The organism is Qipengyuania sp. B-5 (assembly GCF_056857815.1).
Genome location: NZ_JBSXNU010000051.1, coordinates 208,093 through 223,032, shown reverse-complemented (window position 1 = coordinate 223,032; position 14,940 = coordinate 208,093). Strand labels below are relative to the sequence as shown.

Genomic DNA, 14,940 nt, shown 5'->3' with positions numbered 1-14,940 from the left:
AGCGGATCGCCATCCCGGCTCAGCCGCTCCAGGTGCTCCGACAGCGAAAACAGGCTCGATGGCTGCATCAGCATTATCTCCTCGCGGAGCTTGAATCACATCATTGGCCAAAACGCGAGGGGTTATTGCGGGTGTCCAGCTTCGTACTCGAAGCCGCTGGCGCGTGAGGCAACTGAGATTAACGACATTACAAGCCCTCGGTTTGTTAAACCAATTATGCTCTCCCAGCTTAATTCGAACAATGGTATTAAGACGGCTACGAAACATCGAAATCGGTAGTTTATCCAGAAACGAGGATTTATGAGGATCCTTGAATCTATTTATTTTCGACAAATTGTTCTCTACGGGGGACGAAACGATTGAAAAGCACTGCCACTGGATAAAGCCTATTAAAGCAACACTTGACCTAAGAATTTCCCTGAAAGTCCCGTCAAGGACATCGGGTCAACAATGCGGTGGAGGAGGAACTTTTTTCGGTTACGCTGGAGGCGGCGGAGCTGGGCTCCATTTCGTTTCCCGCGCAACAGTATGCGAAGCACTCGCCAAACAATGTATTTGCCATCCGTCAACCGGTTGCGATGGACCTGCCAGTCGATTTTGAGGCAGTCGGGTGTGAGACTACAAATCACGCAGTCTGACGATACGTGTCATTCAAAGCTCACAGTCCATCTATTGCTGTCATTTAACAGTCCAATGATATGTCGTTTTCAAACTACGATCACTCGGGCGCCAAGTCCGACAAGATGTGACGCGACACAGGGTGTTTTCACATTACATCCCAGAGCGCTATAAAACCCTTGGAAGCCTGGGGTTTTTCGACATTGGGTTGTCCTGCATTTGCTCTGCCATGCTTGCCAAATCCCGGACTGACTACTTCTTGATTCTTCGGTCGCTTAATCGGCCATTCCTCCAGCGGAAATAGAGGGCAGGGATGGATTTAACCTACGCAAGTGAGACTGGTGTAGTTTGAGCATTCCATCCCCTTGCTCGGCCAACTTGGGATCTCAGTAGTGATGGTATGACTAGTGCTGCTTCAACCATTCACCGTCAATTCGCCGCAGCGTCGCACTGGAATCGTCTTGTAGCTGCGAAGCGAGAAGGACGGATGGCATGTCCTGATAGCTGACCGGACGCAGGAATCGGTCGATGGCGAGCGTGCCAACCGAGGTACTACGTCCGTCGGAGGTGGCGGGGTAAGGCCCCCCGTGGACCATAGCGTGGGTAACATCCACACCTGTCGGCCAGGCATTGGCAATGATCCGGCCAGCCTTCTGTTCGAGGATGGGTATAAGGCGGGAAGCCTCTTCGTAGTCGTCTTCAATCATGTGCAGCGTTGCGGTGAGCTGGCCCTCAAGGCCTTCGAGGACCCTGGCGACTTCGGCTAGGTCCGCGCAGCGGACAACGATTGAACTGGGCCCGAAAACTTCTTGCCCGAAATTATTGTTGTCCAAGAAATCCGCGCCGCTTACTGTATAGACATGCGCGCGACCACAAGTCGCAGAGCCGTCTTCGCCGACGCCCAGCAGTTCGGCTCCGTCGAGACCGCCCAGCTTCGCCACTCCGCTACGATAGGCTTCGCTGATGCCGCCTGTGAGCATCGTCTGTGCGGGGACTGCGGCAAGAGCATCCTTCGTTGCGACCAGGAAGTGGTCGGTCGCCTCCCCCTCGACAGTCAGGATGATTCCGGGATTGGTGCAGAATTGCCCTGCGCCCAGCGAAAGCGAGCCGACATAGGCCAAGGCGAGGTCTGCTGGCCCTTGTTCCAGCCTAGCCGGCATCAGTACCACCGGATTGATGCTGCTCATTTCGGCGTAGACCGGAATGGGCACCTTGCGCGCTGCGGCGCGCTGCATCAGTGCAAGGCCGCCCGCGCGTGAGCCAGTGAACCCGACAGCGGCAATGCGTGGATCGCTCACCAAAGCTTCGCCCAAGGCGTAATCGGTGCCGCTCAGCAGCGAAAAGATGCCGGCAGGAAAGTCCGATTCTGCGACTGCTTCGGCGATCGCGCCTGCCACCAGTTCCGAAGTGCCGGGATGCGCCGGATGCCCCTTCACCACAACGCAACAGCCGGCCGCGAGCGCCGACGCAGTGTCGCCGCCTGCGACCGAGAAGGCGAGCGGGAAATTGCTCGCGCCGAAGACCGCCACGGGTCCAAGCGGGATCTTGCGCATCCTCAAGTCGGGCTTGGGAGGTGTGCAGTCTTGGTCAGAATGGTCGATGCGCAGGCCCTGCCATGCGCCGTCCTCGACCTCGTCGGCGAACAGGCGCAACTGGCCTACGGTGCGCCCGCGTTCACCATTGAGACGCGCTTCGGGCAAGCCGCTTTCGGCCATCGCACGCTGTGTCAGTTCATCCCCGAGCGCGTCGATCTTGTCTGCCGCAAGGCGCAAGAAAGCTGCGCGTTCTTTCAGAGGAAGCGTGCCGAAAACCTTCTGTGCTTCGGCAGCGGCCGCACAGGCATCTGCCACATCGCCGGCCGAAGCTTCGAAAAACTCCGGCTTGAGCGCTTCGCCGCTAGCTGCATCCAGCCCGGAGAAGGTGCGATTGCTCTCGCGCCATTGTCCGGCCACAAGAATTTTGCCCGTAAGCATTGTAGATATCTCCCGTTATCTGGGTGTCGGTAATCGAAAGGTGGCTTGCCAAGCCATGCAAATCGGTGGAAGGTAGCGCTAACATAAATAGGCGATTGTGCAACAGCACGACGAGGGAGGGAGTTTTGGACAAGGGGCAGACGGGCGCGAATATGGCGCTGATTTCCGCGATTGTGGCGGTCGCCACGCTTGGCGGTTTCTTATTCGGTTTCGACAGCGGAGTGATCAACGGAACGGTCGACGGCTTGCGGATCGCTTTCGATTCGGACGACGCCGGCACCGGCTTCAACGTCGCTTCGATGCTGCTGGGCTGCGCGATCGGCGCATTTCTCGCAGGCCGCTTGTCCGATATTCTCGGGCGTCGCCTAACGCTCCTGATTGCGGCGGCCTTCTTCATCGTCAGCGCCTATGGATCGGGCATAGCGGGCTCTTCGACCGAGTTCGTCGTCTATCGAATCATCGGCGGTTTCGCGGTCGGGGCGGCCAGCGTACTGGCCCCTGCATATATTAGTGAGGTCACTCCGGCCCATTTGCGTGGCCGCTTGTCGAGCTTGCAGCAGGTTATGATCATCGTCGGCCTGACCGCCGCATTTCTCTCGAATTATTTGCTGGCCGAATTTGCCGGCTCGTCGACTACGGTTTTCTGGATGGGCTACGAGGCCTGGCGATGGATGTTCTGGATGGAACTGGTGCCGGCGTTCATCTTCTTGATCGCGTTAATTTTCATTCCCGAGAGCCCGCGGTATCTCGTGACGCGCGGTAAAACGGAACAGGCGCGTTCGGTGCTCGACCGCCTGTTCGGCGGAGCAGTGGCAAACCGCAAGGTGGGCGAAATCGAGACTTCGATTTCCAATGATCACGCTCCCCGTCTGTCGGATCTTCTGGATAAGGGCAGCGGCAAGGTCCGCACCATCGTTTGGGTCGGAATCGGCCTCGCGACTTTCCAGCAGCTCGTCGGCATCAACGTCGTCTTCTATTACGGTGCGGTCCTGTGGCAGGCGGTCGGGTTCAGCGAATCCGATGCCCTCAAGATCAACGTGTTGAGCGGTTCGATCTCGATTGCCTCGTGCCTTTTCGCGATAGCTCTCATCGATCGGATCGGACGCAAGCCTTTGCTGCTGATTGGTTCGATTGGCATGGCGGTGACACTCGCAATCATGTCTTTCGCCTTCATGAGCGGGTCGCTGGTCGACGGTACGCTGCAGCTGTCCGACGGGGCGGGTCTTGCTGCGCTGATCGCGGCCAACGTCTATGTCGCTTTCTTCAACTTCAGCTGGGGGCCAGTCATGTGGGTGATGCTGGGTGAGATGTTCCCCAACCAGATCCGCGGCTCGGGCCTGGCCGTGAGTGGGTTCGCGCAGTGGATCTCGAACTTCGGAATTACCATGACTTTCCCGATCATGCTTGCCAGTATTGGCCTGACTGGTGCTTACGGCTTCTATGCGCTAAGCGCGGCCATCTCCGTGATTTTCGTTTGGATGATGGTGCGGGAAACCAAGGGCATCGAGCTGGAGGAAATGCAAGGATGAGGTGGGGGGCGGCTGGTGAGGCCGCCCCAATGCTGAGAGCTGCTTCGACATGACTACTCGCGCTTCCTCAACCCACAGCAAAGTTCGAGTCGTCGTGCTTGGAGGCGGGACCGCGGGCTGGATGACGGCGGCGGGAATTGCCAAGCTGCTGCCAGGCCTGGCCGAGGTCCAGCTGGTCGAGAGTGAGGATATCGGTATTGTCGGCGTAGGCGAGGCGACGCTGCCGCATATCCGCGGCTTCGTGGAGAAGCTGGGCATCGACGAGGCGGCCTTCATGAAGGCCACTCACGCTACCTACAAGCTTGGCATAGATTTCCGGGATTTCGGCAGGATTGGTGAGAGCTATATTCACCCTTTCGGTTCCTTTGGAGAGGAATTGAACGGGGTTGGCTTCCACCACTACTGGCTCGAGCTTCAGCGGCATGGTCTCGCACGGCCATTGGGCGATTATTCGTTGGCGGTACAGGCCGCGCTCGCCAACCGCTTCCGGCCACCTGCGCAGGACGACAGCCTCACTTCTAGTTATGGCTATGCGTACCAGTTCGACGCAACGCTGTTCGGCCCTTTCATGCGCGATTTCGCGATTTCGATCGGAGTGAAGCGGCACGAGGGAAAAGTCGTCTCGGTCGATTGCGACAAGGATAGCGGAGACGTTACCGTACTCAACTTGGAAGACGGGCGCCGGATCGAAGGGGACCTCTTCATCGATTGCTCAGGATTTCGCTCGCTCCTGCTTGGGCAGGAATTGCATGAAGACTGGGAAGACTGGACCCACTGGCTGCCATGCGATCGCGCCGCTGCAATGCCCTGCACCCATGCGACCGCGGAAATTCGTCCCTACACCACCGCCACGGCCATGCCCGCCGGTTGGCGCTGGCAAATCCCGCTCCAGCACCGCATGGGCAATGGCTACGTGTTCTCCAGCGCGCACCTGTCCGAAGACGAAGCCTGCGAAGCCATTCAGGCAGCTGCAGAGGGCGAACCGCTGGCCGATCCGCGCGTGTTGCGATTCCGGCCCGGGCGGCGTTCGCGCTCGTGGAGCCGCAATGTCATCGGTATCGGCCTGTCGAGCGGCTTTCTCGAACCGCTCGAATCGACCTCGATCTATCTCGCTCAGATGGCGATTACCTATCTCATCGAGCTGTTCCCCGAAGACGGGAAGATCGACCCGCGCGACCGGGATGAGTTCAACCGGCTGGTCGACATGGAGTACGACCGGGTGCGCGATTTTCTCATCCTGCATTACAATGCGACGACGCGTGACGATTCGGATTTCTGGAATCACGTGCGCACCATGACGGTGCCGGAAAGCCTCGGGGACAAGCTGGAGCTTTGGCGCAAGTCGGGCAGAATTGAGAAGTATTCCGACGGCCTGTTCTACGATGCCAGCTGGATAGCGGTATATGTGGGGCAAGGCGTTTTGCCCGAACGGCACGACGCACGTGCGTCACTCGCTGAGCCGGAGCAGATGGCCCGCGCGGCGGAGCGCTTCCACAAAGTAGTTGCCGACGAAGTAGCGGATATGCCCGGGCATCGCGAGTATCTGCTCGCCGAAGCAGCTAGGATTGCAGAGGCCGTATGAGCGAGCCGCGAGACCACTGCCGCAGGATCGTGGTGGTCGGCGACGGCCAGGTCGGTATCCTGGCAGCAATCGCCCTGCGCCGCGCCCTGCCCGTATGTCAGGTTGTGCTGGTCGGCCAGCAACCGACGCCCGCAAGCTTTGCCGACTGGTCGCCGACTGCCTTGCCTTTTACCAACAAGCTGCATGATCGGCTTGGGATCGAGGAAAGTGAAATCGTGCTCAGGGCGGGCGGCAGCTACCGGCTTGTCACCCGCTTCGATAATTGGGATGGGAAAGGGAGTAGGGGCACACTTTCCTATGGAGAAGTGCTCGCGCCCGAACTCAAGACTGCCTTCGCAAGAGATTGGGGCGGCGGTCGGCAGGTCGGGCAGGGAGAGGGTAGGCAAGGCTCGCTGGCTGAGGTGCTGGCCGATGCCGGGCGCTTTGCTCCGCCTCCGCCAGACCAACCCACTCCCTTATCCGACATCGATTACGCGCTGCGTTGGAACCCGGGTGCTTATCGCAACTTGCTCGTCGAAAAAGCCCAGGCGTTGCAGGTGCAATATGTTGAAGGGACCATCGAACGCGTCGAGCCGGACGAGGGCGCGAATATAGCCGCCATCGTCATCGCCGAACAGGGGCGGATAGAGGCGGATCTGTTCGTGGATTGCAGCGGGCCAGCGGCCACCTTGCTTGCCTCGCATTCGGACTTTGCATTGGTCGATTGGTCGCAAAGCCTGCCGACGCGGACCGTCTATCTCGCACAACCGACCGCGCCGGAGATTGCGCTAGAGGATCGCGTGTCTTTGCTCGACAAGGGATGGCAGACGCGCGTTGCGGGGCGCGACGGGGTTTACTCGACCTTGGGCGTCGGAGATGGCGTTGATCGCAACGCAGCGCAGGCCGCGCTCGGAATGCCTGCGGTCGCCGCGATTGGTCTGACGCCGGGTCGCGCACGCGCACCGTGGCTGGGCAACATCGTTGCCCTTGGCGATGCCAGCGCGCGGTTCGAACCGCTTGGGCCATACCATCTCGATCTCGCGCATCGTCAGCTCGACCTGCTGCTCGAAATGCTGCCCGGCCGCGAGATAGAGCCGCTCGAACGCGCGGAATATAACCGGCGTTCGGTGCTTATGATGGAAGGCGTGCACGAGATGCTCGCTTTTTATTTCGCCCGGCCCGTAGCGCAGGACGTGTTCGGGGAGCGCGCCGTCCAGGGACGTGTCGCGGAGGTCGTCGACCAGTTCGAGAGGCGGGGACGAATTCCCTTTCGCGAGGAAACTCCACTCTCCTCGCAGGAGCAATTTGGGCTGCTGGGCGCGCTCGGTTTCGAGCCGGGGGTCCCGCCAGCCGCCCGTGCTGCTGACCAAGCCATAGAAGAGCGTGCAAAGGCCGAGTTCGATGCTGCTGCAAGGGCCGCTCTCCGCTTCGCGCCGCCCTACGGCCAGTGGCTTGCCTCGGTCAGCCAGCGGAGCCAAGAGCGCGCCGGATAAGCGCACGCATCTGGGCAAACATGGCCGGGCTGGGCGGGCCGAGGATCCCTTTGGCATGATCCGGCAAATGCTCAGCCGCGTCACCGTCGGTTCCGAACACATAATAGTCGAGCATGGTACGCCAGACCTTGCGTTCGTCGGCTGGCAGATGGCGGAAGGCAAGCATGGCATGGAGCAGACCGTCATAGGGATTTCCTACGCCTTCGGGCAGGTCGGGCGTCCACCAATAGTTGACTAGTATGCTGACCGGCTCGAGTGATTCGACGCCGTGCCACCAGCCATAGGGAATGTAGATGGCATCGCCGGGTTCAAGCGTGACCTGCTGTGCTTCGCTCCACGCCTTTTCGAAACGCGGGAAGCGTTCGAGGTCAGGCTCTGCGATATCGACCATGCTTACCGGTGTGCCGGCGGGCGTCAGTTCGAACGGGCCCGGATAAAGGTCGGCAGTGCGCTCTGGCGGGAAAAGGGTGAAGCGCCGCCGCCCGGCGACGCAACACGCGATGTTCTCCTTCGCGTCGTAGTGCGGCGCAACGCGGATCCGGTTTCCTATCCAGATGCGCGGGGGAACTCCCGGCAGAAGGTCGAGCGGGTTCTCCTCGAGAAATCGCGGTAGCAGGCGATCCACGTCCTCCGACTGTACAGCCATGGCAGGCGGCATCTTCATATCGCTCGCCTTCAGCAAATCGTCCAGAAAAGCATCCAGCCTGCCGCTTGCCTTGACGAAATTCAGCCGGCTGAAATCCTTAGTGTAGAAAAACCTCCCCATCTCACTCGGGGCCGCAGCGATTGCGTTGACCGGTCGCTGCGAATAGCGCCCGACCAGGTAAGTTGCGATTTCGCTACGGCCCTTGAGGGATGCTTTCACGGCCGGCCAGTCGGAGACGAGGCCGCGCATTACGACAGGTCTTCCATCGGCCCGCAACTGCTCGAATTCCTCAGAATCGATCCGTGCCGATCTTTCTTTCATTTGCGAAGCTGGTGGAAAACCGTTCACGTGCTCAGCCGTGCATCGGTTGGAATTGCCCCGCCTTTGTTCTGGAGAAACTGGTATTGAGTTGGCAGCTGGTCGACCGTCTGGTGGATGACCTCTCGAATATGTGTGAGCCGCTTGAGCGTTTCCTGGTCGTCGAGGAGGCGCGCTGCCGGGTGGTATCGCTCAGGCGTTATGCCTTGGCCCAGCATGACCGAGAGCCAACTGGCCTCGGTAAAGAGCTCGTTGTTCTCCCGAAAGATGCGCCCCGAACTGGCAAACATCTCGAGCTTTTCCTTCAGCCCGTCGGGTGCCTCGAGATTGCGGCAATAGCGCCAGAACTCCGAGTCATCGCGCTCTGTTGCACTGTAATGCAGCACGAGGAAATCGCGGATATCCGCATATTCGCGCTCGGTCTCTTCGTTGAAGCGCGCGATCTCGACTGGTGAGAAACTGCTGTCGGGAAACAGCGACATGAGCCGCGCGATGCCCGACTGGACGAGGTGGATGGAGGTGGATTCAAGAGGTTCGAGGAAGCCCGCCGACAGGCCAAGCGCGATGACATTCTTCTCCCATACCCGCGCACGATGGCCGGTCTTGAAAAAGAGCTGGTTGGGTTCGGTCAGCGGCTCTCCGTCGAGATTGGCGAGCAGCATATCGGTCGCATCTTCCCGCTCCATGTATGCAGACGAAAAGACATGGCCGTTACCGAGCCGGTGCTGGAGCGGAATTCGCCATTGCCATCCTGCCGGCCTCGCGGTCGAGCGAGTGAGCGGTTCGTTCTTTCCGCCGAGCGTGCAAGGCACGGCCACCGCCCCATCGCAGGGCAGCCAATGCGACCAGTCGTTGAACGGCACTTCGAGCGCCTGCCCAAGTAGCAACGAACGAAAGCCCGAGCAGTCGATGAACAACTCGCCCTCGACGACTTTGCCACTGTCGAGCTCTATGCCCGTGACAAAACCGCTTTCGCCGTCCTGATGCACTTCGACCACGCGTCCTTCGATACGGCTCACACCTTCCCCTTCTGCCATTCGGCGCAAGAAGGCTGCGTAGCGCGCCGCATCGAACTGAAATGCGTATGCGAGCTTCGACATTGGCGAATTGGTGTCGGGCCGCGGCCAGTCGAACTTGCCCGCCTTTCCTGCCATTGCTGCAATCGAATAAGCGTCGATATCGGCCTCATCTCCGAGCGTGCGACCGCGCAGCCAGAAATGCTGGAATTCGATACCCAGCATGTCGAGCCCGTAGCTGCCGAACGGGTGCACGTAGGAATGGCCCGGGCGCAGCCAGTCGACGAATTCGATGCCCAGCTTGTAGGTTGCACGGGTCTCTCGCATGAACTGCATCTCGTCGATGCCGAGCAAACGGTTGAAGCCGATGATCTGCGGGATCGTCGCTTCGCCCACGCCGACCGTACCGATAGTCTCGCTTTCCACCAGTGTGATGGAAAAACCGGGCCCCTCGCCCATGATGCGGGCAGTCGCTGCGGCGGTCATCCAGCCGGTAGTTCCGCCGCCCACAATGACAACCTTGGTTACCGGCGCGGCGCTCATTCCGCGAGGCCTGCCGCAGGAGCGGGGTGTACAATGTCTTCATGCCACCCGCCCGTCTGACGGATGAAAGCATCGTGCGAAGGAAGCTTGGCAGCCGTCTCGCGATAGGCTTCGCGCATCTGGCGCATGGCGGCGGCGACCTTGTCGGGGTCAAGCGTGTCGGCAATCGGTTCGTGTGATTCGGGCCAGACATTCTGCCCCAGCATCACGGCTATCCAGCTGTCGGCGACGAACAGTTCTGCATTTTCGCGAAAGACGCGGCCGCGCAATTTCCAGAGCTCGATCTTGCGTGCAAGGCTTTCGGGCACCTCCATATCGCGCACGTAACGCCAGAACTCGGTGTCGTCCCTCTGCGTGGCCTTGTAGTGCAGGATGATGAAATCGCGCACGTCTTCGAAGATTTCGCGCATGCCGCGGTTGTATTCTTCGCGTTCTATCGGGCTGACGGGGTTGTCTGGAAACAGCGCGAAGAGCCGCGCGATGCCGTTCTGGATGAGGTGGATGCTGGTCGATTCCAGTGGCTCGATAAAGCCTGCCGAAAGTCCCAGCGACACGACATTGTGGCTCCACGCCTGTTTGCGCATGCCGGTGAGAAACCGCAAAGTGCGCGGCTCCTGCAGTGCAGGTCCTTCGAGGTTGGCGAGGAGGATATCGCGTGCCTCTTCCTCTTCCATGTACGCGCTAGAGAAAACATGGCCATTGCCGGTGCGGTGCTGCAATGGGATGCGCCATTGCCATCCGGCACCATGCGCGGTCGAGCGCGTGAAGGGGGCAGGTGCAGACATGTTCTGCGAAGGAACAGCTATGGCGCGGTCCATCGGCAACCAATGGCTCCAATCCTCGTAGCCGGCGGCAAGCGTTTCATCGATCAGCAGGCCCCGGAAGCCCGAGCAGTCGATGAACAGGTCGCCTTCAATTCTAGTGCCGTCTTCAAGCACGACAGCGCAAACGTCGCCGCTTTCGCCATCCTGCTCTACCTGCGTGACACGACCCTCGATGCGATCGACTCCCCGGCGCTCGGCCAAGCGCCGCAGAAATGCGGCATAGAGGCTTGCGTCGAAATGGTACGCGTAGGCAATCTGATTGACGAGCGACTTGGCGCCGGGTGCGGGCCTGCCGAACTTGCCGCTCAAGGCTGCAACAGTGCTCATGGAGAAATTGCCGATTTCACCTGCTGATGCGCCAGAGCGCGCCTTTTCGCGCAAAAACAGCTGATGAAAGGCGATGCCATGGAAGCTCTGGCCAAAGCTTCCGAAAGGGTGGAAATAGCGATCCCCCTTTCGGCCCCAATTCACGAACTCGATGCCGAGCTTATAGGTGCCGCGCGTGGCGTGCAGAAATTCGTCCTCGCGAATGTCGAGCATGGCATTGAAATTGGCGATCGGCGGGATCGTCGCCTCGCCGACGCCTACTGTGCCGATGGCTTCCGATTCGATCAGTTTGATCGTCCGTCGACCGTCGTCAAAGAAGCGTGCCAGCGCTGCAGCCGCCATCCAGCCGGCTGTTCCGCCGCCAACGATCACAACGCGCTCGATCCGATTTACGTTACCGATACCATTCCTCCATCCCATCAATCCCCATATCTATCGCGTCGCGGCATTGTTGGCAATTTGCCACAGTATTTCGGCAAACAACAACGAAACCCTCTTGCCAAGGAGGTGTGTCGTCGATAAGTCATTGGGTGGAGAACGAGCAAGCTGCCAAACTAAAGTGGTAGCGCTAACATGGGAGGGATGGTCTTATGGCCAAAGCGATGTTCGATCGCGAAGCGCACGCGACAGGGCGTGACGTTTTTCTTAAGTCGGTACTGCGCACCACCGCTTCGGCGATGGTGGTTGGCAGCATGCTATGCACTACTGCCGCATTCGCGCAGGATGCCGAGGTCGAAGATGAGTCAGAGGCTGAGGATGGCGAGGTGATCGTCGTTACCGGCATCCGCCAGTCGCTAGCAAATGCGCAAGGCATCAAGCGCGACGCCGATACGGTAGTCGACGCAATTACGGCCGAAGATATTGGCGCCCTGCCTGATCGTTCGGTTACCGAAGCGCTTCAACGCGTTCCAGGCGTCGCAATCAACCGATTTGCCGGTTCGAATGATCCCGACCATTTCTCGGTCGAGGGCTCGGGCGTGGTTGTTCGCGGCCTCAATTTCGTTCGCTCCGAGTTCAACGGACGTTCTGCCTTTGCCGCGGGCGTCGGCGGTCAGGCGTTGAACTTTGCCGATGTTCCCTCCGAACTGCTTGGCTCGGTTATAATCAGCAAGAACTCAACCGCCGATATGATCGAAGGCGGGCTCGCCGGTACGGTTAATCTCAATACCCGCAAGCCGTTCGATAGCAATTCCGACGACTTGAAAGTCGCGTTCGGCGTCGAGGCCAATTATGGCGATTTCAGCGAAGAATGGACGCCGACTGTATCGGGTCTTGTAAGCAAGTCCTGGACCACCGACAGTGGCCGCTTCGGCATATTGGTCAGCGGTGCATTTTCGCAGATCAAGAGCCGTGCCGACGGCCTGCAGATCGCCAATTACCAGACGCGTGACGGCCAACTGGTTGCCCTTGCCAACGAGGCCGACAGATTTATTTGTCGTAACCCGCTTCCATCGGATTCGGATACGATGACATTGCCTGGCGGGAATGCCGCTTGCGGTGATTTCGGTTCGCCGGGTGCAGACGGATTTGCCGATTATGCCGACTACCGCGTCGCTCCGGTGGGCGGGCAGTTCCGTACCCAGGAATTCAATCGCAAGCGCGATGGGATTGCAGTTTCGGCGCAATGGGAGAGCCTTGACGAGCGAACACGCCTGACCGCCGAGTTCATCCGTTCACATACGACCAACCGCTGGGGCGAATATACGTATGAGACGGCGCCTGATCTCGCCGAGTATTCGACATACCCGATCGGTTGTCTGCAGAATGGTGCCGGCCCGAACGTCGTTGACAGCAACGGCACCATCAATCCCGACGACGAGACCCCACCGCGCGCACAATGCCCCGTCGGCGAATTCACAAACTATGTTTACGACGAGAACGGTCTGTTCCAGTCTGGTTATATCGTCGATGCCTCCAACGGTTGGCGCGGAGATCCCGGCACTTCGCCTTTCGTGCCGATCGGCGGGTCACAGTTTTCGCTAGCCCGGCGCCAGGTCTTGGACGAGACTACCAACAACGACTACAGTCTGCGGCTAGAGCACCAGCTGACCGAGAAATTGCATGTCGAGCTGGACGCGCAATATGCGACCTCACGCAAAGAAAATCTCGACTTCAGCGTTTTCGGCTCTAATTTTGCCGATCAGGAACTCGATATAAGTGGTGACTATCCGGACATTGTTCCGCACAAGCCGCAATTCCTGGGCTATACTTGGTCTGCCCCTGGCGCGGACCTCGCGAACGCGAGTGACGAGGATTACTTCACCGATCCCCGCTTCCAGTTCTGGCGTGCCGCTATGGATCATGCCGAGGACAGTGAAGGCGACCAGTTCGCATTCGCTGCCGATTTTACATATGATTTCGATGAGTACGCTTTCATCCGTCGGGCAAAATTCGGTGCCCGCTATCAGGGCCGCGAACAAACAGTTCGCTACACGACTTATAACTGGGGTATGCTCAGCGAGACCTGGTCAGGCTCCCGTCCCGTCAACTTCGCCGATACCGATCCGGGTGCTTCCGAACGGTACGAATTCCCGAACTTCTTCCGCGGGGAGGTCTCCGGCCCTCCGGGCGCATTCTATTACTCGGGCGATCTAATCGACGATTACGACGGTTCCGTCGCGTTCTTCCAGTCGGTTCAGGACCAGGCAATTGCACTGGGGGCGGCCCCGACCTGGAACCCCCTGGCTGCGCGTGGGGGAGCCATAGAGGGAACCCCATACCTGCCTTCCGATATCCAGACGGTAAAGCAGTACGATTACGCCGCTTACGGGATGCTGGAATTTGGCAGCGACGACTTGCTCGGCGATGTTCGCTTGTCGGGCAATGTCGGTGTGCGGTACGTGAAATCCGACGTGAGATCGGCGACCTCGCGTACTGCAGGTACGCAGGATGGCCTCGGCATTGCGCAGGACTTCGATGTCCGTTGCGCTCCACGGGATCGACCGGCCGCCGCCGGCGGTGGTCAGGCAGTACCGGGAGGAATCTGTAATCGCGGCGAAGATTTCTATGTCGGGTTGCAGAATTTCGCAGACGGTGTGTTCCTCTACAACCAGGTGAACACCGACTATGATTACTTCCTGCCAAGTATGAACCTGAAATTCGGTTTAACGGACGATATTATCTTGAGATTTGCCGGGTCCAAGGTTCTTACAAGGCCGGACAACGGCTACATTCGAAATTACTTCAATGCGAGCATCGACAGTTCGGGCAACTTTACCGGCACAGCCGGCGCGCCAGATCTCGTGCCGGCGACCGCATGGCAATTCGATGCCAGCCTGGAATGGTATTTCGCTCCCGTGGGTTCACTCACCCTCAATGGCTTCTACAAGACCATCGATAATTTCTTCTATCAATCGGTGCGTACCGAAACCATCACCAATGCCAGCGGGGAATCGCGCGATATCACTATTCGCGGCCCGGCCAATTTCGATGGAACGGGCAAGATCAAGGGCTTCGAAGTCGCCTATCAGCAGACTTACGATTTCCTTCCTGCGCCGCTCGATGGATTGGGGGCTAGTGCAAACTACACATATATCGACAGCTCGGGCCTGCCGAACACGTTCCTGAATGGTGGAGCCGTTCCGACGGATTCGACAGTTCCGCCGGGCAACCTGCCGCTGGAGCAGCTTTCGAAGCACAATTTCAACGTCAGCGGCTTCTACGAAAAGGGCCCGATCTCACTGCGTGCTGCCTATAACTGGCGCTCGCGCTTCCTGTTGACGGCCTCCGACGTGATCTTCCCGTACTACTCAATCTTCAACGAGCCGACGGGGCAGCTGGATGCTTCGATCTTCTTCAATCTCGGCAGTGTCATGGGCCTACCGGGCGACCTCAGGGTCGGGGTGCAGGGCGTGAACCTCACCAACGAAGTGACCAAGACGACCCAAGCCTATACCGGTGATCCGGATGTCCTTGCGCCCCGCTCATACTTCATGAACGACCGCAGGTACTCGTTCATCATCCGCGGCAGCTTCTAGCCCCGGCGTCACACAGAAAAGGCCGCGCTACCAATTGGGTGGCGCGGCCTTTTCGATGTTTACTGTCTATAGGAAGCTCCCTGTCGGCTGCGCGCGAGGGTAAGGCCTTCCATCG

The 14,940-nt window shown here is 59.2% G+C and carries 8 protein-coding genes; 4 read left to right on the top strand and 4 right to left on the bottom strand.

Annotated features, from left to right (window positions below; genetic code table 11):
* Nucleotides 1–1,022 precede the first annotated feature (1,022 nt).
* Nucleotides 1,023–2,591, bottom strand: coding sequence for an aldehyde dehydrogenase (NADP(+)) (locus AC13CE_RS11365; RefSeq protein WP_482972465.1), 1,569 nt, complete (start codon nt 2,589–2,591; stop codon nt 1,023–1,025).
* Between the two features lie 125 nt (nt 2,592–2,716).
* On the opposite strand from AC13CE_RS11365, the gene AC13CE_RS11360 reads away from it, so the two are divergent.
* From AC13CE_RS11360 to AC13CE_RS11350, 3 genes are read left to right on the top strand one after another with little or no spacing between them, the layout of a single operon-like run.
* A complete protein-coding gene (locus tag AC13CE_RS11360) occupies nt 2,717–4,120 on the top strand; it encodes a sugar porter family MFS transporter (RefSeq protein ID WP_482972464.1) in 1,404 nt (467 codons plus the stop codon).
* Nucleotides 4,121–4,169: 49 nt separating this feature from the next.
* Nucleotides 4,170–5,702 carry a tryptophan halogenase family protein gene (locus AC13CE_RS11355; RefSeq protein ID WP_482972463.1) on the top strand — a complete coding sequence of 511 codons (1,533 nt, stop codon included), beginning with the start codon at nt 4,170–4,172 and terminating at the stop codon, nt 5,700–5,702.
* Nucleotides 5,699–7,174: a tryptophan 7-halogenase gene (locus AC13CE_RS11350; protein ID WP_482972462.1), complete on the top strand. Its 1,476-nt coding sequence runs from the start codon at nt 5,699–5,701 to the stop codon at nt 7,172–7,174. The genes AC13CE_RS11355 and AC13CE_RS11350 overlap by 4 nt, the downstream gene beginning before the upstream one ends.
* Here the strand turns inward: AC13CE_RS11350 and AC13CE_RS11345 are convergent.
* The 3 genes from AC13CE_RS11345 to AC13CE_RS11335 are packed head-to-tail and all read right to left on the bottom strand — an operon-like array spanning nt 7,143 to nt 11,268.
* Nucleotides 7,143–8,141: a cupin-like domain-containing protein gene (locus AC13CE_RS11345; RefSeq protein WP_473820844.1), complete on the bottom strand. Its 999-nt coding sequence runs from the start codon at nt 8,139–8,141 to the stop codon at nt 7,143–7,145. The two genes, AC13CE_RS11350 and AC13CE_RS11345, sit on opposite strands and share 32 nt — an antisense overlap.
* A 23-nt stretch (nt 8,142–8,164) precedes the next feature.
* The gene (locus AC13CE_RS11340) at nt 8,165–9,697 is read right to left on the bottom strand and encodes a tryptophan halogenase family protein (RefSeq protein ID WP_482972461.1); all 1,533 of its coding nucleotides are present in this window, start codon (nt 9,695–9,697) and stop codon (nt 8,165–8,167) included.
* Complete coding sequence (locus tag AC13CE_RS11335; protein WP_482972460.1) at nt 9,694–11,268, bottom strand: tryptophan halogenase family protein; 1,575 nt, start codon at nt 11,266–11,268, stop codon at nt 9,694–9,696. Before AC13CE_RS11335 ends, AC13CE_RS11340 begins: the two co-directional genes overlap by 4 nt.
* Nucleotides 11,269–11,438: 170 nt before the next feature.
* Between AC13CE_RS11335 and AC13CE_RS11330 the strand changes: the two genes are divergently transcribed.
* The gene (locus AC13CE_RS11330) at nt 11,439–14,825 is read left to right on the top strand and encodes a TonB-dependent receptor (RefSeq protein WP_482972459.1); all 3,387 of its coding nucleotides are present in this window, start codon (nt 11,439–11,441) and stop codon (nt 14,823–14,825) included.
* The last annotated feature ends 115 nt before the right edge of the window (nt 14,826–14,940 follow it).

What these genes read in the sequence shown, in the direction of transcription:
- AC13CE_RS11340 (WP_482972461.1), bottom strand. Translation starts at nt 9,697, where the DNA reads ATGAGCGCCGCGCCGGTAACCAAGGTTGTCATTGTGGGCGGCGGAACT.
- AC13CE_RS11355 (WP_482972463.1), top strand. Translation starts at nt 4,170, where the DNA reads ATGACTACTCGCGCTTCCTCAACCCACAGCAAAGTTCGAGTCGTCGTG.
- AC13CE_RS11365 (WP_482972465.1), bottom strand. Translation starts at nt 2,591, where the DNA reads ATGCTTACGGGCAAAATTCTTGTGGCCGGACAATGGCGCGAGAGCAAT.
- AC13CE_RS11335 (WP_482972460.1), bottom strand. Translation starts at nt 11,268, where the DNA reads ATGGGATGGAGGAATGGTATCGGTAACGTAAATCGGATCGAGCGCGTT.
- AC13CE_RS11350 (WP_482972462.1), top strand. Translation starts at nt 5,699, where the DNA reads ATGAGCGAGCCGCGAGACCACTGCCGCAGGATCGTGGTGGTCGGCGAC.
- AC13CE_RS11345 (WP_473820844.1), bottom strand. Translation starts at nt 8,141, where the DNA reads ATGAAAGAAAGATCGGCACGGATCGATTCTGAGGAATTCGAGCAGTTG.
- AC13CE_RS11330 (WP_482972459.1), top strand. Translation starts at nt 11,439, where the DNA reads ATGGCCAAAGCGATGTTCGATCGCGAAGCGCACGCGACAGGGCGTGAC.